The sequence below is a fragment of the Salmonella sp. NW645 genome (assembly GCF_051703725.1).
GTDB classification, from domain to species: domain Bacteria; phylum Pseudomonadota; class Gammaproteobacteria; order Enterobacterales; family Enterobacteriaceae; genus Salmonella; species Salmonella enterica.
The window spans coordinates 42,934-60,700 of sequence record NZ_JAMMKR010000001.1; the positions used below are offsets into that span (position 1 = coordinate 42,934).

Here is a 17,767-nt window from a genome sequence, read left to right on the forward strand (position 1 = left end):
TCATGCCATGCGGTAGAACTCGCCGTAACTCAATGGAAAACAGCATTAATCTTTAAGTAGCGCTCCGGATAGCGATCAAGCTCTTTAACTGCATCAGGGATCTCATCAAGATTGACGATCTTACTGACAACATCTTGTGGATTAATCTCCAGCGTAGACAGCATACGTAATGCCTCATCAAATTCACCGGCACTGGTGCGGGAGCCGCGTAAATCCAGTTCTTTATAGGTGATCAGGTTCGTCGGCAGCGACGTTTCCTGTTTTGGCCATCCGGTAAACGAAATACGACCAGCAAACGATGCTAAATCAAGCGTATTTCGAATAGCGCTATTTGCGCCGGAAGCTTCTATCACGACCTGCGCCATGGTGCCGTGGGTGATATTTTTAATAGCGTCGATAACCTGATCGTCAGCGGCGTTCAGCACATAGGGAACGCCAAGCTTTTGCGCATAGCGTAACCTTTCTTCCACAATATCAATCAGAATAGGCGTTGCCTTGTAATGACGCGCGCTTAATGCCGCCATAAGACCAATGGCCCCCGCGCCGATGATGGCAACATATTCCCCGGCCTTAACGTTTGCCCGATGCAGCGCGTGCAGAGCGATGGTCAGCGGTTCTGCCAGCGGCGCCATTTCAGAAGGCACATTATCTGGTATTTTATGAATTAAATGTGCGGGATGAGTCACCACCTCCTGCATTGCGCCATCGACATGCACGCCAATGACGTTTAAATTTTCACAACAGTTAGTTCTGCCGACAGAGCAAGGGTAGCAGTGACCACAATAAATATAGGGGTCAACAATCACGCGGTCGCCTTTTTTAATATTGTCCGGCATTCCGGTACCTTCCTGAAGAACAATTCCGGTCACTTCATGCCCAATAATTCTTGGGTAAGTAACAAGTGGGTTCGTTCCACGAAAAGCCCCGATATCCGATCCGCAAATGCCTGCAGCATCAACCTTAATTAATACTTCATTTTCTTTCTTATGGGGATAATCCACCCAGCGGGTTTCAACTTCACCAGGCTTATTAATGAACACAGCTTTGACTTTCATTGGCTTTGAATCCTTTACTTTTTACAAACACGAAGACCAACAGGCTTGAAACGATAGCGATAGCACCAGCCAGATAGAACGCATAGTCATATTTACCGCTAAATTGAACGATAAAACCGGTGACAAGCGGACCGATAATGCCGGATATATTAGCCAGGCCATGCATGGCTCCGCCGACGCTCCCTACCTTATCTTTATGAACAACATCCTGAATAACCGCCCAATAAATTGGGCCCGTTAAATAGAGCAGGAAGAGTGAAACTGACATGAGCGTAATTGCGCTACCAATAGTGCTAACAGTACCGGAAACGGCAACACATACCGCTGCGCCTGCCAGACATACGCCCAGAATAAGTCGACGTGAGAGCAGAGCATTACCGGTAATCCGATAAATTACATCAGAACAGACGCCGCCGAGCACCATACCAATGGCGCCGATGACCCAGGGAATTACCGTGGCGATACTAATTTCTTTAATATCGAGATGTAACGAATGGTTCAGGTAACTTGGGAACCAGGTCAGGAAGAAAAAAAGAATATAGTTGTAGCTGAAAAAAGCCAGAGTTGTTGCCCATACCATTGGTTGTTTCATGTAATAGCCGAGTGAAGGCGTAGCCCGGCCATCATCAGATAAAATAACGTCCTCATGATTTTCAAAATCAATGCGTTCTTCCGGCGCCAGGCGTTTACTCATTGTTGGCTTATCGCTAACGATAAAGTACCACAGTAGTACCCAGACCAGGCCAAATAAGAAAATAATGCCAAATGCGGGGCGCCAGCCTAAGGATAACGCCAGCAGGCCCACTATCGGCCCGGACACCGCGCCGCCGAGCGGGGAACCGGCGCTAAAAATTCCGATCGCCGTGGCAGACTCCTTTCGGGAAATCCAGTTATTGATGATTTTATTTCCGGCAGCGCTGACCGGTCCTTCAGCCATACCGAAAAGAACGCGCACGATAAGCATTGTCCACAATCCGGTGACTAAACCAGTTAAGCCACAAAATACAGACCATAGTAACGCTGCGATGAGAAAAACCGTTTTTGGCCCAACTTTATCGCTGGCCCAGCCACCAATAAAATTAAACAGGGCGTATCCGATAAAAAATGCGCTGAAGATCATTCCCATCTCCGCGGCGTTAAATCCTAACTCCTTTTCGATCAAGGGGGCAGTTATCGACAATGCTGAACGATCCATATAGTTGAGCATGTAAACTATAAATAGAAGAAAAACGATAAGCCATCCCATTGTTTTTCTTTTCATGATTAATCCTCTTATTGTGGTCTAGCGGCCTGACCACAATATTTTAAGGTTATTTTCAAATCACCTCTCTTGTGGTTAGAACGTGATCAATATAACAAAAATTTATCGCAGAGGATTTTTATCCATCGCAAGCGTGATGGATAAAATTATTTAAAATCAGACAATTACTTGAAAATTCAATCGGGGCTATCGTTTTCCCCTAATCCACGCCCCGGTAACGTTTGACATGTGGCGTTAACGGAAGGTGGTGCTGTCTGTGGGTATTTTTCATCGGGCGTAATATAAACCTGACTCGTGGCGACATAGCCATCATTAAAAGTGGCTTCGATATAGGTAGCTTCCCAACCTGTCTTCGGTTCATTTAACGTAATACTGATCTTATTGTTGGCGGGAATATCTATTGTAAGCGGCTGATAACGGATGCCACAGGCATAACGGAAATCACGCGCATTTGGATTGTTGGCTGTCCAGCGAACGACTTTTACCGGCGCTTCTGAGAAATAGACCGTAAGAAGATGGTGGTGAATAAGGCCGATCAACTGTGGTAATGTTTTTTTACTTTGAAACCTATTAATAAAAGGAACGAGGCTTTCTTCAGCGAACTGGTTAATTGAGTAGTGGTTCATATTAGGCACTATACGTAATGATTTTACGCCAGGGAGTTTGCTATAATAAAAGCGAGTATTGTCTGGTACGAAAAAATCATCGCCGCTTGCATTAATAATATATTTCGGTATTGCAAGGCGGGGTTGATAAATAGTGTTGAGATATCTTAACGGATCTATTATTTGCCTTAGCTGGGTAAATGTGGGGGATTTTATTTTCTCATCTATGCCTTGCTGGTAGTAGGGGTAGAATGTAATGGGCCAATTTCCACCGTATGATTGATAAATATGCTCAAGTGAAGCATCAATATCAAGTAGATCAATGGCGAAGGGAACAATTGCTTCAACATCAGGATCGGCAATAGCTGACAACCAGGTAGTCCACCCACGCTTTGAAATACCTGTAATGATAAAGGAATTTATATTCCATTGCGTTAACTCCTTTTTTGCTAATCTCATCGCTTGCGATAGGGCAGTGACCATAGGAATATTTAAGGGCATTAACTCACGTTGCTCCGGCGCTTCCATAAATAATGCCCAGCTTCGGGAAACGCTCTCGTCCTCTTTCAGTGGTTTTTTATCATCCTGAAAGGTTAAATATTGGTTAGGTATATCACTCACTGATATTACGATGGTATTCGTATCACGGGCGATGCTTGCCAGTGTTTCCTGGGGGAAATCACCGGGTTTACCAGTGATTTGTACGCCTTTATCATAATTAATTCCGTTGTTTACAACCACCAAAGCATGGTGCTCTTTTGCCGTTTCAGGGATATAAATATCAACGTTATGTCGCCATTGCGCAGGGGTTACCATGTCATCTGGCGACCAGTGTTGCGATAATAATTCATAGTGTCTGACTACAACCTGTGCTAATGGAGCTGTACTAATCAAGGTATATTTTAGCGGTGTGCCTGAAATCTTCTCCCGGTAGTCGGGGAGAACATGAGACAAATCACACTCCGGGCTGTTTCGACAAAAGAAGATGTTGTTATGAAGTAGTGTATAAACTTTTGTAGAAATAAAAAACAGTACGATAACAACGAGATATATTTTTTTCATGCTTTCCCCGCGCTTTACAAGGGCAAATGCCAACCAGCATAATTTCCATAAATACCTCTTAAACATTCAATATAAGTACAATACTTTTGATAAATAAGGGAAGAAAGGAGTAATAATGCTTGTGACGTTGTCACATTATTCTGTTTCTGGTTTCGCTATTAGCACTGAACTTTTTGAAAGGTAAATCATTGCCGTCACCAGACCAATAATGGCGACAGAGATAGCTATACCGATCCAGACACCATACAGGGCATAACCCAGGACAAATCCGCCCAATACAGGGGATATAAAATCAGCGATTGCGATTAATGCCTGCGCCGTTCCGATGACGATACCTTGTCGGGCAGGCGATACATGGACGGACAAGGCGGCAAGATAAGTGGGTTTGGCTAGCGCATCAGCGATACTAATACAAACGATAGCAAAAATAAGCACTGGTATGGTCGTGGCGATACCCGCAGTGAGAAATCCAGTACAAAGAAGGGCGAAGATTAGAATAATTAGCTTTCGCTCCGAAAAATATTGGCTCACCCAACCTAACAGAAATAGCTGAACGAAAATATTAATAACCCCGTCCGCCATTAACAGGTAGCTTAACGCTTTTGGCCCAAAGGGAAGCCCATTCCAGATGAAGGTGTCAGAAAGAAAAACAGGTAATTGTGAAGAGTACATGCCATAGGCGAAGAAATGACAAAGCATTACGATGATTAAGACGCGAAGGACTGGCATCTTTAAAATAGCGCGGGCAGAGAACGCCGCTATTTTATCTGCGGTACGTGATGTTGTGGACGGGTCTTTTAACCCCCAAATCGCGGCCAGGGCAGACCCAAGGACAAGTATAAAGGCGGCGTAGATCGGCGCGCTCAGACTGATACGCGATAGCCACCCTGAAACGCCTGCCCCGACAATACCGCCTAAACCAATGCAGCCTGTGAGGATACCGATTGCCTGGCACCGATTTCTGACGTGCGTACAATCGGCAATATAGGCTGCGGCGGCTGACAAATTCCCGGCGCTAATGCCAAAAAGCGTGCGGGCGAGCAGGATAAACAGGATACATTGCGCGTTGGCGAGTAATAGTAAACTTATCGCCGCAATAGTCAGCGTGACAATCAGTATTCGCTTGCGGCCAACGCGATCGGAAAGGTGGCCAATCAGGGGCGCCGCACAAAATTGGCTAAAAGCCTCAGTGGCGATGATGATTCCAATGATAAGCGGCGAACCGCCCATCTCGCGGATATAAAAAGGCAGTACTGACATTACAGCCGCTGTACTGGCGGCGTAAAGGCCGACAAGCAGGAAAACAGGCAAAATACGCCGCTTGTTGAGCGGAGTGATAGTTTCGCTGTCGGTGTTCTCATAGACATTAGTATTCATCTTTAATCCCTATGGAAAAACGAGAGAGATAATTTTCAATATCGTTGCTCTGTTTGCCGTGAAAGAATGCGCCGACATAGCCATCGGGTCGAATCAACACGCATTGACCCGGCGCCAGATGATAGGACTCCCGGAAGTGCCCCAGGGTATCGATGAGCTCGTCCTGCTCGCCAATGTGATGAATACGCAGATTTCGCCGCGCATCGATGACCTTACCGTGGGTTTCGTAGGCCAACAGATTCCAGTCCGGACCCTGGAGTAACTGAAATAATCGTAATGATTGGCCGCCGGCACCCAAAAGAGGAGCATCCGGCGCTCTTTCTCCCGCTTGTAACCCATGCTGACGTTCGGGCAACGTGTGGGCTAAGGGGGAGTCGGTATACTGGATGTCAAGTTGTTGAACGTCGCGTTCTCGTTTGATGCCACCCTGTTTTTGAGAGTCAAGTAATCGGGTAGAAAGGTGGAGCAGTGATTCGGCTACCGGGCGGCGTTCCTGTTCATAGCTATCGAGAAGCTCTTCTCCTGCGCCCCGCAGCGAGGCTGCCATTTTCCATCCCAGGTTATAGGCATCCTGGATGCTGGTATTTAACCCTTGCCCACCCGTCGGCGGATGCACATGAGCGGCATCACCGGCTAAAAATACCTTACCCACACGGTAATGTTCCGCTATGCGCGCATTCATCTGGTACTTCGATACCCAGGGAATCGAATGGATGCGAACATCCGTCCGCCCGATTCGCTCAGTAAGAAAAGCCGTGAGCACGTCGGCTGAGAAATTCTGCGAGTCGTCCGGGGCCAACAACGCCTGGATTTGAAAGAGCTGCGTGCCGGCGAGAGGGCAAATCGTTATCATCCGCGCCATATCGCCATCGTTAAAATGGTGCCATACATCCCGGTTCAGACCGGAAAGTGAAGCGTCAGCCACAAGCGCATGGATTCCCAACGTATGACCGGGGAAGCTGACGCCTAATTTTTTTCTGACAAAGCTTCCGCCGCCATCCGCGCCTATCAAATAATGCGCGATGATGACCTCTTCTCCAGCCGGCCCGGCAACATACGCGGTGACCGTGCGTGGGGTTTGCGCAAAATGTCGTAACTCGCAGCCGAACTCTACCCGATGTCCCCATGCTTTTAATTGCTCCCGCATAATCGTTTCTGTCACGTTCTGTGGAACCATCAATGGCAGATGGTAGGGTTCGGCGTGGGTCGGTTTTGTATGATGCGCAATAACTGAATCTACATAGCTTCCGTCGTGACGATAGGTTCGTAATCGGGGATAGAGCCCGCCGGCGGCGACCACTTTATTGAGTATTCCAAGATCCTCGAAGATTTCTTGCGTTCGCGGCTGAATACCTTTACCGCGGGAGCCGATAAAAGGCGTCGTTCTTTTCTCAATCAGGCGAAATGAGACCCCGTGACGCGCCAGTTCGATGGCTAAAGTAAGCCCGGTAACGCCAGCGCCGCAGATCAGTACATCTGTAGTGGTGTATCTTGTCATCGTCTCTCCGATATGTGTATTATGCACATAAGAGGAGGCATGCTATGTCAGAAAATAAAAATGTGCAAGATACACATATTTCCGAGCAAATGAAGGTGCTTCACAGTGCGTTGATTCGCGTGGTGAGCGCGCTTAACCGGCCTCGTAATGATGAGAAATTAATTGCAGAGGCGGGGATTCAACTCGATCGTGCGCTATTTTCGATCCTTATTAGTATCGAACGTTTAGGGCCGATTGGCGTTGTTGAGTTAGCCGAACGTGCCGGTCGTGATTATACGACGGTAAGCCGACAGGTCGCCAAACTGGAGAAGCTGGGGTTGATAATACGGCAGCATAATGCCATCGATCGTCGTATACGCGAGGCCGTTATTTCCCGGACAGGAAAGGCGATGACGGAGCGTATAGACGCTGCGCGAGAGCAAATGGGCAAAGTTGTTTTTAAAGACTGGCCTCAGGATGAACTTGATGTCTTTGTTCGGTTAATGCAAAAGTTTGCCGATGCAATGGATAGCGATGCTCCAATGCCGGAATAAGCAAAAGAAAAGGGCGGTCAAATCCGATCGTCCAGGTTAATATCGGTATCTGACATTGATTAAATAGCCAGCAAAGTAAATATAACAACAACATTTATCGAGTTAATTTTCACCCTTTGAAAGGCTAACGTATACTGCAGAATACGGCTATATAACAATCGCCGTATCAATGGTTTTTCAAAGGGTAAATATATGCTTACCGAAAAATATGATTTTCGCATTACCGATCAGATGACTATCCCACTCAGACCTCATTGGATAGCCAATGATTCATACAGGGAAAAGTGTAAAATGCTTGTCCTCAACCGGAGTAAAGGGGAAATTCATAAGGTAGACTTTAGTAAAGTAACAGATTATATCAAAGAAGGTGATGTAATCTGTTTTAACGACAGTACTATAATAAACCATATGTTTATCTGTAAAACAAGACAGAATAGGTTAATTAAAATTGTTTTAGAGGGATTTTTACCAAATAATAGAGTAATTATTTCCGGACTTTTAAAAGAAAGGCTTAACGCGAATGATGTTTTCTATTTGGTTGATAACCCTGAAATTTCCATTAAGATAGAGCAAAAGTTTAGCGAAGAGAGCCAGTACCGAGCCGTCGTGGAAAATCATGAGGCCTTAATTTGCTATTTGGCCAGTCATGGTGAGCGTCTTGATGAGTATGTGGACTCCAGCTTGTTTTATAAATATCCAGATGCTTACCGTTCCGTTTTTTCTAAAAAGTATGGTTCTTTGGAAATACCTTCTGCCGGCATTCATTTTACCTGGGATCTTATCCAAAAAATCAAAGATAAAGGTGGGTTAATATCCTTCATCACTTTACATGTTGCATCAACAGAAATGTTGTCCAACAGAAAAATACAAACAAAATGTGTAGAGGAAGTGACTATCAACGAAGAATACTACGAGGTTCCGCAAGCAACAGCGGATATCATTAATACTGCGAAGCAAAATGGCGGACGTATTTTTGCCGTAGGAACTACCGTTACACGATGCCTGGAATCCGCGTATTCGAGGGAGCACAATTGCCTCAAAGCAAGTTCTGGCTGGACTGAACTTTATATACATCCAGGCTATCAACTGAAAGTGGTTGACTGCCTGCTAACGAACTTACATCAGCCAAAAACGACGCATATGGTGTTAACCGGTCAGTTTGCTGGGGTTGATCTACTCATGAAGGCCTATGCCTCAGAAGATATCCAGTCATGTCAGTTCGATATGTTTGGTGATTGCATGTTAATCATACAGGATGAAGGGCAGGGATGAATAAAATAAAACCGGTACACATAATGCTACCGGTTTTACCGAGAATAAGCATCAGGGGATTCGGGCAATAACCTTTATTTCGAAATCAAAGCCGGCCAGCCAGGTAACGCCAACAGCGGTCCAGTTAGGATAAGGGGGATGGGCAAATATCTTCTGTTTCACCGCCATAACGTCGTTAAGTTGTTGCTCTGGATCGGTATGGAATGTGGTGACATCCACTATGTCATCGAATGTGCATCCTGCTGCAGTCAGTGTTGCTTTCAGGTTTTCAAAAGCAAGCCTCACTTGTTTTTGAAAATCAGACTCCGGCGTGCCGTCTGTGTGACTGCCTACCATACACAACGTAGGCCATAGTTTCATATACGTGACATATGTCAAGGTGCAGTCACATAAAAGAACTGAGCCTGTTTGTCGTATCGCTTGACGGGGAAAGAGAGCATTTCCTGAGTGATTAGCTTCTGTGTTGTGTCACTTTGTAGACGGCATCATTTTCACGCTTTCCAACACCAATGACAGTTACCGTGATAATTTCATCTTCGACGCTGTACACCAGTCTGTATCCTGCACCACGCAGCTTAATTTTGTACTGATCCTTTCTTCCATGTAATTGAGAAGCCGGAACCCGAGGGTTTTCAAGCCGTTCCCTTAGCTTTTTTTTAAACTGTTCCTGTATGGTATGACCCAGTTTTTTCCACTCTTTTAGTGCTGATTCGTTAAATGCCAGCTTATAAGTCATCAATGTTGACCTCAATGACGCGTTCATTCGCACGCTCATCGATAATACGACCGAGTTCTTCATCCTCAAGAATATCCATAAGATGAGCATAAAGTGCCGGAGGCACACAGTAGAAAGCCGGTTCATTACGGTTAAGAATGGCAACTGGAGCGCCATCTCCGGCATTGAAAGTTCCCATTGGATCACGTTTCAGTTCTGTAATGCTTGCTGCAGTAGTCGTTAAAATTTGAAATGCCATAATTTACCTCCTGGTTGATGACTAAATATAGCACCTTTAATAGTACTAATAAAAGCATCCTTCACGAAGGGGATTCAGCTCCAGCCCGGTCAGTGATGCGGGCAGCTGACGGTTTTTTCAAGGCTAAGTTCAGATGTCCAGAACCTAACTTGTGACCACTGAAACCGGCGTTAATAACTCGCCAACCCTTATCAAGCGTGATGTAACAACCGAAGTCAGCCTTGCAGATGGTGATATTATTTTACTTGGTGGCCTTGCTGAACAGTCGGATGGATTATTCTGGCCTCTGACGTGTCGCAGATTGCATATCGTACAGGCAGGGATTACAACCGTATTGCCAGAGGAAGCGATAAAATATGGTAAGTGATGCTCTTGAACAGCGGATTTATGAACTGGTAAGAAGCCATGATGGAATTTACCTCTTTAAGAAAAAAGAACTGACACCGTCAACAGATTTGGATTCAGATTTACGGTTGGAAGATGATGAAGCACTGGCATTGATGGATGATTTTTTTACGACATTCAATGTAGATAAAGGGAATTTCTCGATCACAACATACTATCCGCCAGAACCACCGCTAAAGCATTTGCTTAATCCGTTTCGCAAAAACGATATTCCTCAGGTGCCGGAGTTCACGATAGGTATGCTCATTGCGTCTGCCAGGTCTGGTCGCTGGTTGTATGACTGATTCACGCTGGGGGGCTGCTTTTCGCCCTCTGCTATTCTAATGCGCATAATGTATATTATGTTAAATGCACCAGAACATTTAAAAGACATGTTAAGGCGGCTGGATTCGTGCATGTCAAAAAACTTCTGGCCCATAAGTTTGATCCCTTCCCTGCCGTGACGCTGAGCGAATTCTGTTGATTTGCACCCGCTATTCCTGCACACGATTTCACGCAGCACACGCCGCTCAGGCATAAAAAAACCGGCTATTGTGTTCGGTTCGTCATTGTCAGTGTGTCAGTCCAGGATGAAATCGTCGCGCAGCGCATCAGCGAGCGCCCACGGCATTTCAGACGGAAAACTCTTTTCACGCGCTGCAGATAACACGGCATCGCCGTAGGACTCAACAGCCATTTCCGACAGTTCCCGTTTTAATAACGGGCTTTTTTCCAGACGACGGGCAATTTTCCTGCGCTGCGCTGACATGGGCTAAAAAATTAATGGGAACCTCATTTCACGAGGTTTGATTATTCACTGTCTGCCATTCACACTCGCTACACTGGCGGCGGTCAAACATAATCGGCTCGTATTTTAGCGTCGCGCCTGGCATGACCTGCACATGCGTAACCGTATCGCCTGGCCTGTTTGTTTTTGTATACGACGCCGCCGAACATCCAAAAAGGTTGCGAAGAATTGGTAGCGATTTTACAAATGACATGTCTTACCTCAACCACCCGGTAAAAGTCATGTATCGATAGCAGTATGTTACTCCAGATAAAACAATCAGCTCACAAAGGGATATGTTCCAGCAGACAGGAATGTTATAAGGAGCTTCCCCCTTCGACACAAATAATGGTTGAGGACTAAGAACAGATGCAGCTGAATATGCTGGAAGCCATGAATATTTATGTCAATGTGGTAGAGCAAGGGAGCTTTATCCGCGCGGCGGAGGTGCTTGAACTGCACCGCCCTGCTGTTACCCGCGCCGTTCAGAATCTGGAACATGATCTGGGCGTTAAGCTCCTGCATCGTACAACACGACAGGTCAGTATGACGGATGAAGGGGAAGAGTTTTACCAGCGTTGCCTGTCGCTCTTAAGTGAGCTGGACGACGTCCGGCGATTATTTTCCCGCACGCAACCGCCGAAAGGTCGCCTGCGCCTTGACGTCCCTATTACACTCGCCCGGGCAGTCATCATTCCGGCTCTTGGAGATTTTCAGAACCGATACCCGGATATTGAGATTGTACTTGGTACGTCCGATCGCAAGATTGATTTGATTGCCGAGCGTGTGGACTGCGTCATCCGACTTGGTGAGCTTAATGACTCCAGTTTTGTTGCCAGACGTCTGGGAACGGCAGCCATGGTGACCTGTGCTGCGCCATCTTATCTTGCGAAGCATGGCACGCCGCACTCTATCGATGAGCTGATGACGTCCCACCGGGCTGTAAATTTTTTCAGTAATCACAGCCTGCAGATAATGGAGTGGAAATTCACGGTTGATGGCAGTATTGCGTCAATAAAAGTACCCTCCAGCATCCTGGTAGACAATTCAGAAGCGTTTCTTTCATGTGGGCTGGCGGGGTTGGGGATTCTACACGGATTGCGTCCGTCGCTTGCACCCTTTATTGCCAGTGGAGAGCTGACAGAGATCCTCACTGATTTCCCGCCCCCGCCAAAACCGGTTTCACTGCTTTACCCGGATCGTCGGTATCTGGCACCTAAAGTTCGTGTATTCATCGACTGGCTGTGCGAGGTTTTTGGTCCGGATGCACATCTCTGATAACGCTCTTTCGTGCATATCCGACCTGGCTATTGTTACTTTATCAGTAATTCTGTTTTAAAGATTGGATGGTTTTTCGTAACAATAAAGAGGCTTAAGATCTTCTTCAGATTAATTAACTACCACAGTCGCCTAAAAGGCTGGCTGAAAATTTGTTCGAAGGAGATTACGTCATGAAGTACAACCGTATCTGCCAGATTCTGGGTATCGAAAAACCTGTTATACAAGGCCCATTGTCCTGGCTTACCGATGCAAGACTGGTTGCAGCCGTAAGCAACGCCGGTGGTTTGGGTGTGCTTGGCCCAAATGCGGGCTTAACAGCGGAAACTGCTGTATCAACGCCTGATGAAACAGCAGAAAAAATGCGTGAAGAAATTCGTAAAACCAAAAAACTTACCGAAAAACCATTCGGGGTGAACCTTATTCCAACCCCTGAAAACGACATCTGGACTCCGCCTATCCTACAGGTAATAAAGGAAGAGGGAGTAAAAGCTGTTGTTTATACCGGTTACGGAGAAGGAGCTATTATCACTTCGCTGTTTAATGAACTAAAAGCGTCGGGTATTGCAATTATTTACCGCGATATTAATCCGACACCTGAAAATACACGTTTAGCGGAAAAAGCCGGCGCCGACATTATTGTTGCAACAGGTTTTGATGAAGGTGGCACATTGCCTGGCACCGCGCTTGGCACCTTTTCGATCGTGCCGCTGATTGCGGACTCGGTGAAGAGTGTTCCCGTCATGGCTGCAGGCGGGATTACCGATAGTCGTACCGCCCGTGCTGCCCATGCGCTGGGAGCAGAGGGTGTCTTTGCTGGTTCGGTGTTTATTGGGACAGAAGAAAGCCGTGTGCCGCAGTCAGTAAAGGATAAAATCATTAATGCTAACGGCCTGGATTTGCTGCTTTTCCGTACCCTGCCAGATTACTACCGCTCACTTCCTGGCAAGCTGGCTGACAAGCTCGTGTCGATGGATAAAGCTGGTGCAAGCAATGAAGAACTGGCCCAGACGATGGGAGGTTTACGCGGGTTGCGTATCGGCATGCTGGAAGGTAATACAGATGAAGGATACATTGCGCTGGGCACGGGCATCGGAAATATCCGCAGCATCAAGAGCGTAGCTGAGGTCGTGAACGAGCTGGCCATTTGTTAAGGGCAGAACACTGCAAAAATAATCGAACTTTGCGAAACGGCCTGGCGCGCAGCGGCCCTCTGACACAAGATGTGGTAGTGTTTTCAGACATTGAAACGCCATAGGCTGTATTCCTCCCCTACCCTGTGACTACCGGCGCCAGTAATAAATATCCTCCGGCATAGCCGGAGGTTTTTCTGATGCGCCTGTAAGGCTCTCTTACCAGCCGCGCCCTAACAGGCGCATACGATCTGACATTTGCATCAAACCTCGTTACTTACGGCCCGTAAACGGGCTGCCCGGATAAGGGATCGATAACTGCTCTCCCATTTTATCCTCTTCAAGCTGGTGCCTTATGTAGCCGTGTTCTTACCCACCGTATCGACATAGTACCCTCTGCACCAGAGCTCCCTGTTCCTGTATTTGAATTTTAGATCCCCAAACTGCTCGTAAAGCATCAGACTACTTTTACCCTTCAGATATCCCATGAAACTCGACACACTCATCTTTGGCGGGATCTCCAGAAGCATGTGAATATGATCTGCACAACATTCTGCTTCCAGAATTCGTACGTTTTTCCATTCACACAATTTTCTTAATATGCTGCCTACTGCTCTACGCTTCTCTCCATAGAACGCTTGTCTTCAGTATTTGGGCGCGAAAACTATGTGATATTTACAGTTCCATCGGGTGTGCGCTAAGCTCTTTTCGTCCCCCATTGGGACCCCCTTTTGATTTTTTGTTGAACTTTTGCAGTTGCCAGACCGCAAGATGTTTTAACAAATCAAAAGGGGTTTTAATAACTGGCTTAAGGCTGAAAGCTTTCCAGAACCCCAGCCTGGCTGGGGGTTTTCCATAGATAATAAAAAAGCCGCATGAGCGGCTTCTATCGTACGTACAGTCCAGTACTATGTCAGATCAGGATGAGGATTTAATTTTATTAAATTGCGTCTGGATACTGGTAACGACCCGATCCATCTGTTCTCTGAAATAATCTGCTTCTTTCTTACTGCTGCTTTTATCCCGCACATAGGTCCTTGTTTCAAAGCTGCAACTCAGGTAATTATCCGCCTTACTCTTCCAGGGAGGGAGGCTTTCCCGCGTAAGATATAGCTTGATCCTTCTGTCATAACCCTCTCCCTCTATGCCTGTTTGAAGATAGAGCGGTGCCCAGTCTGTTGTGAAGTGCTTGTCATTACTCTCCACGAATTTTGCGTTGAGTCCGGCTTTTCCCGAATGCTTTCGTTACCGTCACCTCATGGCCAATAGTTCTTAACTCGTCAGTGCCGCGCTGTATAGCTGTGGCTAGTTCCCCGCGCTTTGCAGAGGGTAATTGATTGTCAGACGTTGTCATATATTTCCCCCGGAAAAACTGTCTTCCTTGTTTTCATCATGTTACTACTCAGATAATTCGACGGCGTCCATTATGATACTGACAATACACTGGAAAATCTGACAGTCGAAGCAGCTACCGGGGAAAAACAGTAGACCAGCTAGCACAGCGTTTGCGTGAACTGGTGGATAGTTCGGGGAATCAGCGGAAGACCCCCTATTCTCAACCATTTCCTCACAGGCCTTCCTGAACAATGTGATTGTTTGAGTAACTTTACGATAATTGCTTCAAAAACTATCAAATGCCAGACTTCCGCTACCAGACGGTATACACAGTATGACTATTTCTTTTTATATGCCCCATACAAAAGCGATACGGGTGTTTTTTCTAATATCTGGATTTCATTTTTATGTGCTTTATGTTCACTAAAAATATCTGCCAGACTTTTACCTCCAAAGGCCAGGCCAATTCCCGTTGCTGCTGCTGAAAGTAATGTCAATTGCGGCATGGCAAGTGAAGCTATACCTAACGTGGCTGTTCCTGCAAAAATTAATCCAGATGAGATCTTTTTTTTCTTTGAATTCTTAATGGCTGATTCATGCGACTTTCCATACTCTTCGACCACATTGATTAAATGTTTTGAAAAATTATTTGCCGCATCTTGCATTTGATCTGGTGTTTTTCCTTGCAAGTCATGCCTCGAGATTCTTAGTTCATGCCTTAAGGATTCCAGTTGACCTCTTTCTCTAATCTTTTTTAATTCCAGATCGGAAAGCGCAGTAAGGAATTTTACTTCCGCGGCTGAAAGGCCCATTGTAATCGCCTGCTCTTCAGAAGAAAGAGGATTTAATTTACCATAATCCTTGACCAACTGCTCCGTAGTCCATTCATGTAAAAACATATGGTTACTATAAATAACTGGATCAATGCCTAATAGTGTTGCCGATAATTGAGTTGATCGCTGTGCATAAATTGCACCTTCAACCTTACCCAGTAAGGTTCCTATAGCTGACGGCAGATCGTAATCCAGAAGATCTACCTCTCTTGTTGTAAAACTCTTTAAATCTGTATCGTAAACCCAGACTTCTTTTTCGATGTTATTGAAATTATTAAGCAATGTTTTTAATAATTCTTTATTTATTAGGATCTTCTGGAATGTTTCTTCATTTCTCCCAAAGTGCTCAAGAAACGCTAAATAAGTAGCGTAATCCATTTTTCTATCTTTAAAAAAGAGCTGACTTAGAAAAGCGGCAGATTGTTCATGATTGCGTTCTTTATCAAAATCTAGTAATTCAGGAACGATTAGAAAAATTGGATAATCATCATCAATAGTCATAAATGGGATGGCGCGAAATAGATTGGAAACATGTTCAAGTAATACCAACCTGCGCATGCGGACATAACTATTATCTGGTGGCAATGACAAAAATGAATGCAGAGAGCTAAGAGAAGGAAAATGTAATGGATCAACCATTATGATGCTATCAAAATAAATTCCCAGAGATCTAAGGTGATTAGATATGTTATAACCAAACCGTTGAATCGGAAGTAATAATCGATAACTTTTAGACGCCCGCACTTCTGTTATAAGCGCCGCAGCGTGAGTATCCCAAAATTTATTTAGCAACAGCATTAGGTTTGTAAGTTGATTATCTAACTCGGGAGAGCTAATTAGCTCTTTCAGGATGAATCTACGTAATTCTTTCAGTTCTAAATTTCTAAATGCATATTTATATTTTTCAGAAAAAGCGTTTTCCATCAATAAAACATATTCATTCTGTATGCTTTTTGTAATACTACTCATCATCTATCTCCGAACCACCACGCAACGATTTCCCAGTGTAGTGGTTCTTATCATGTGTATATTGTTAGTCATGTTATCGTAGAAAATTCAGTGGTCAATAACTCATTGAGGTAGCTACTAAAATTTGCAGTTACCAGGATTTAGGATGATTTTAAAAATGTTTATAAATTCAGGCTGCGCCGCAGCGATTGCACTGATTTCCACATAACATGATAATCAATGGCTTTGATACCCTTTAAACGAACAAATACGAGCTTAACATGGCGACAATAAAGGATGTTGCATCCATGGCCGGTGTATCAACCGCGACTGTATCACGCGTCATTAACCAGACCGCGTGGGTTGAACCCGTCACGCGCGAACGTGTAGAGAAAGCCATGCGCGATCTCAATTATCGCCGGAATGCCGCCGCTATCGCGCTGGCGAAACGTAGCGGCGATATGCTCGGATTGTTAACCGGCAATCTGGCCGATCCTTTTTTTGCCCGCCTTGCTCGCGGCGTAGAAGATGTTTCTCGTAAGCAGCAGTATCGCTTGATGGTATGTAGCGGCGGCCACGACGAAGAAATGGAAAAAGCGGGACTGGATTTTCTGGTTAATCAAGGCTGTGAGGCTATTGTTGTACACGCCAGCCGATTACCGGATAAAGAGCTGCTGCGCTACGCAGCCCACTTTCCAGCGCTGGTTGTTGTTAATCGTTATATCGCCGGTATGGCCAACCGGTGTATCTGGCTGGAAAATCGCAGCGCCGCCAGGGAAGCGACCCGATATCTCCTGGCGAACGGGCATCGGCGCATTGCCTGTGTGACATCTGACTTGCCAATTATCGATCGTCAGGAACGCCTTGATGGTTACCGTCAGGCGCTGGAAGAATATGGTATTTCTCCAGACCCTCGCTGGGTGATTAGCGTTCCGTTTAACGAAGAAGGCGGCGAGCGGGCCGCGCATCAACTTATCAATAGCGGGCTTCCCCTTACGGCTGCGGTCACGTTTAACGATGTGATGGCCGCTGGCATTATGCGTATTCTTCATCAACGCGGCGTTCAGCTTCCGCAACAGCTCTCTATTGTCGGCTTTGATGATGTGGTGCTGGCCCGGTATCTTTATCCGGCGTTAACAACAATGCATTATCCGGTCGAACAAATGGCGCGTTGTGCCGCGCAACTGGCGATACAGTTATACCAGGGCATTACGCCGCCGCCCAGCAGCAATCATTTCAATGCCGAACTGGTGATCCGCGATTCTGTCGCGCCCTATTTTTCACGATGAATGCGTCGTCAACAGTAAAAACTGTGATGACTATCAAATTTACCCTTCTCATGTAATCGGTTACATGGACGAAAGTAATGGATCACAGTAGTGAGAAGCGTATCCCCCTACCCTTGAGCTACCTTACTGACCGGAGCTCCATT

15 protein-coding genes and 4 pseudogenes are annotated in these 17,767 nt (G+C 45.8%); 8 read left to right on the forward strand and 11 right to left on the reverse strand.

Going from position 1 to position 17,767, the window contains the following annotated elements:
- Positions 1-29 precede the first annotated feature (29 nt).
- The 5 genes from NA389_RS00230 to NA389_RS00250 form a co-directional block, all read right to left on the reverse strand.
- A complete protein-coding gene (locus tag NA389_RS00230) occupies positions 30-1,055 on the reverse strand; it encodes a zinc-binding alcohol dehydrogenase family protein (RefSeq protein ID WP_000864934.1) in 1,026 nt (341 codons plus the stop codon).
- The gene (locus NA389_RS00235; RefSeq protein ID WP_000824240.1) at positions 1,030-2,316 is read right to left on the reverse strand and encodes an MFS transporter; all 1,287 of its coding nucleotides are present in this window, start codon (positions 2,314-2,316) and stop codon (positions 1,030-1,032) included. The genes NA389_RS00230 and NA389_RS00235 overlap by 26 nt, the downstream gene beginning before the upstream one ends.
- A 176-nt stretch (positions 2,317-2,492) precedes the next feature.
- Positions 2,493-4,049: a PhoPQ-activated pathogenicity-related family protein gene (locus tag NA389_RS00240; RefSeq protein WP_000476907.1), complete on the reverse strand. Its 1,557-nt coding sequence runs from the start codon at positions 4,047-4,049 to the stop codon at positions 2,493-2,495.
- A 69-nt stretch (positions 4,050-4,118) separates the two neighbouring features.
- A complete protein-coding gene (locus NA389_RS00245; protein ID WP_001095740.1) occupies positions 4,119-5,360 on the reverse strand; it encodes an MFS transporter in 1,242 nt (413 codons plus the stop codon).
- Positions 5,350-6,858 (reverse strand): FAD-dependent oxidoreductase, encoded by a 1,509-nt coding sequence (locus NA389_RS00250; protein WP_000199418.1) that lies wholly within the window; start codon positions 6,856-6,858, stop codon positions 5,350-5,352. Before NA389_RS00250 ends, NA389_RS00245 begins: the two co-directional genes overlap by 11 nt.
- A 44-nt stretch (positions 6,859-6,902) precedes the next feature.
- On the opposite strand from NA389_RS00250, the gene NA389_RS00255 reads away from it, so the two are divergent.
- The gene (locus tag NA389_RS00255) at positions 6,903-7,391 is read left to right on the forward strand and encodes a MarR family winged helix-turn-helix transcriptional regulator (RefSeq protein ID WP_001293645.1); all 489 of its coding nucleotides are present in this window, start codon (positions 6,903-6,905) and stop codon (positions 7,389-7,391) included.
- Between the two features lie 192 nt (positions 7,392-7,583).
- Positions 7,584-8,663, forward strand: coding sequence for an S-adenosylmethionine:tRNA ribosyltransferase-isomerase (locus NA389_RS00260; RefSeq protein WP_000954692.1), 1,080 nt, complete (start codon positions 7,584-7,586; stop codon positions 8,661-8,663).
- A 51-nt stretch (positions 8,664-8,714) separates the two neighbouring features.
- Here NA389_RS00260 and NA389_RS00265 read toward each other — a convergent pair.
- From NA389_RS00265 to NA389_RS00275, 3 genes and pseudogenes are all read right to left on the reverse strand, one after another.
- Positions 8,715-8,996, reverse strand: a pseudogene (locus NA389_RS00265) (RidA family protein); the annotation flags it as partial.
- 118 nt (positions 8,997-9,114) lie between these two features.
- Positions 9,115-9,399, reverse strand: coding sequence for a type II toxin-antitoxin system RelE family toxin (locus tag NA389_RS00270; protein ID WP_000221344.1), 285 nt, complete (start codon positions 9,397-9,399; stop codon positions 9,115-9,117).
- The gene (locus NA389_RS00275) at positions 9,389-9,637 is read right to left on the reverse strand and encodes a type II toxin-antitoxin system Phd/YefM family antitoxin (RefSeq protein WP_000885424.1); all 249 of its coding nucleotides are present in this window, start codon (positions 9,635-9,637) and stop codon (positions 9,389-9,391) included. The genes NA389_RS00270 and NA389_RS00275 overlap by 11 nt, the downstream gene beginning before the upstream one ends.
- Positions 9,638-9,788: 151 nt before the next feature.
- Here NA389_RS00275 and NA389_RS00280 point away from each other — a divergent pair.
- The 3 genes and pseudogenes from NA389_RS00280 to NA389_RS00290 all read left to right on the forward strand — a co-directional run.
- Positions 9,789-9,908 (forward strand): annotated as a pseudogene (locus NA389_RS00280) (type II secretion system protein GspD); the annotation flags it as partial.
- Positions 9,902-10,000, forward strand: a pseudogene (locus tag NA389_RS00285) (STM2901 family protein); the annotation flags it as partial. The pseudogenes NA389_RS00280 and NA389_RS00285, both read left to right, overlap by 7 nt.
- Positions 9,994-10,326, forward strand: a complete 333-nt coding sequence (locus tag NA389_RS00290; protein WP_000253078.1) for a DUF1493 family protein — start codon at positions 9,994-9,996, stop codon at positions 10,324-10,326. The pseudogene NA389_RS00285 and the gene NA389_RS00290, both read left to right, overlap by 7 nt.
- A gap of 275 nt (positions 10,327-10,601) precedes the next feature.
- Here NA389_RS00290 and NA389_RS00295 read toward each other — a convergent pair whose 3' ends face one another.
- Positions 10,602-10,790 carry a DUF29 family protein gene (locus tag NA389_RS00295; RefSeq protein ID WP_001276022.1) on the reverse strand — a complete coding sequence of 63 codons (189 nt, stop codon included), beginning with the start codon at positions 10,788-10,790 and terminating at the stop codon, positions 10,602-10,604.
- Between the two features lie 387 nt (positions 10,791-11,177).
- Between NA389_RS00295 and NA389_RS00300 the strand changes: the two genes are divergently transcribed.
- Positions 11,178-12,086 (forward strand): LysR family transcriptional regulator, encoded by a 909-nt coding sequence (locus NA389_RS00300; RefSeq protein WP_001176637.1) that lies wholly within the window; start codon positions 11,178-11,180, stop codon positions 12,084-12,086.
- A 173-nt stretch (positions 12,087-12,259) separates the two neighbouring features.
- Positions 12,260-13,240: an NAD(P)H-dependent flavin oxidoreductase gene (locus NA389_RS00305; protein WP_000876799.1), complete on the forward strand. Its 981-nt coding sequence runs from the start codon at positions 12,260-12,262 to the stop codon at positions 13,238-13,240.
- A gap of 252 nt (positions 13,241-13,492) precedes the next feature.
- Here the strand turns inward: NA389_RS00305 and tnpA are convergent.
- Together tnpA and NA389_RS00315 are read right to left on the reverse strand one after the other, a co-directional pair.
- Positions 13,493-13,938 (reverse strand): annotated as a pseudogene (tnpA, locus tag NA389_RS00310) (IS200/IS605 family transposase).
- Positions 13,939-14,892: 954 nt separating this feature from the next.
- Positions 14,893-16,359: a hypothetical protein gene (locus tag NA389_RS00315; protein ID WP_000987829.1), complete on the reverse strand. Its 1,467-nt coding sequence runs from the start codon at positions 16,357-16,359 to the stop codon at positions 14,893-14,895.
- A gap of 257 nt (positions 16,360-16,616) precedes the next feature.
- Here NA389_RS00315 and NA389_RS00320 point away from each other — a divergent pair, with 257 nt between their 5' ends.
- Positions 16,617-17,624, forward strand: coding sequence for a LacI family DNA-binding transcriptional regulator (locus tag NA389_RS00320; RefSeq protein WP_000201082.1), 1,008 nt, complete (start codon positions 16,617-16,619; stop codon positions 17,622-17,624).
- Positions 17,625-17,767: the final 143 nt, after the last annotated feature.

Excerpts from the sequence above, each read along its gene's own strand:
- NA389_RS00230 (WP_000864934.1), bottom strand. The coding sequence starts at position 1,055 with ATGAAAGTCAAAGCTGTGTTCATTAATAAGCCTGGTGAAGTTGAAACC.
- NA389_RS00235 (WP_000824240.1), bottom strand. The coding sequence starts at position 2,316 with ATGAAAAGAAAAACAATGGGATGGCTTATCGTTTTTCTTCTATTTATA.
- NA389_RS00240 (WP_000476907.1), bottom strand. The coding sequence starts at position 4,049 with ATGTTTAAGAGGTATTTATGGAAATTATGCTGGTTGGCATTTGCCCTT.
- NA389_RS00245 (WP_001095740.1), bottom strand. The coding sequence starts at position 5,360 with ATGAATACTAATGTCTATGAGAACACCGACAGCGAAACTATCACTCCG.
- NA389_RS00250 (WP_000199418.1), bottom strand. The coding sequence starts at position 6,858 with ATGACAAGATACACCACTACAGATGTACTGATCTGCGGCGCTGGCGTT.
- NA389_RS00255 (WP_001293645.1), top strand. The coding sequence starts at position 6,903 with ATGTCAGAAAATAAAAATGTGCAAGATACACATATTTCCGAGCAAATG.
- NA389_RS00260 (WP_000954692.1), top strand. The coding sequence starts at position 7,584 with ATGCTTACCGAAAAATATGATTTTCGCATTACCGATCAGATGACTATC.
- NA389_RS00270 (WP_000221344.1), bottom strand. The coding sequence starts at position 9,399 with ATGACTTATAAGCTGGCATTTAACGAATCAGCACTAAAAGAGTGGAAA.
- NA389_RS00275 (WP_000885424.1), bottom strand. The coding sequence starts at position 9,637 with ATGGCATTTCAAATTTTAACGACTACTGCAGCAAGCATTACAGAACTG.
- NA389_RS00290 (WP_000253078.1), top strand. The coding sequence starts at position 9,994 with ATGGTAAGTGATGCTCTTGAACAGCGGATTTATGAACTGGTAAGAAGC.
- NA389_RS00295 (WP_001276022.1), bottom strand. The coding sequence starts at position 10,790 with ATGTCAGCGCAGCGCAGGAAAATTGCCCGTCGTCTGGAAAAAAGCCCG.
- NA389_RS00300 (WP_001176637.1), top strand. The coding sequence starts at position 11,178 with ATGCAGCTGAATATGCTGGAAGCCATGAATATTTATGTCAATGTGGTA.
- NA389_RS00305 (WP_000876799.1), top strand. The coding sequence starts at position 12,260 with ATGAAGTACAACCGTATCTGCCAGATTCTGGGTATCGAAAAACCTGTT.
- NA389_RS00315 (WP_000987829.1), bottom strand. The coding sequence starts at position 16,359 with ATGATGAGTAGTATTACAAAAAGCATACAGAATGAATATGTTTTATTG.
- NA389_RS00320 (WP_000201082.1), top strand. The coding sequence starts at position 16,617 with ATGGCGACAATAAAGGATGTTGCATCCATGGCCGGTGTATCAACCGCG.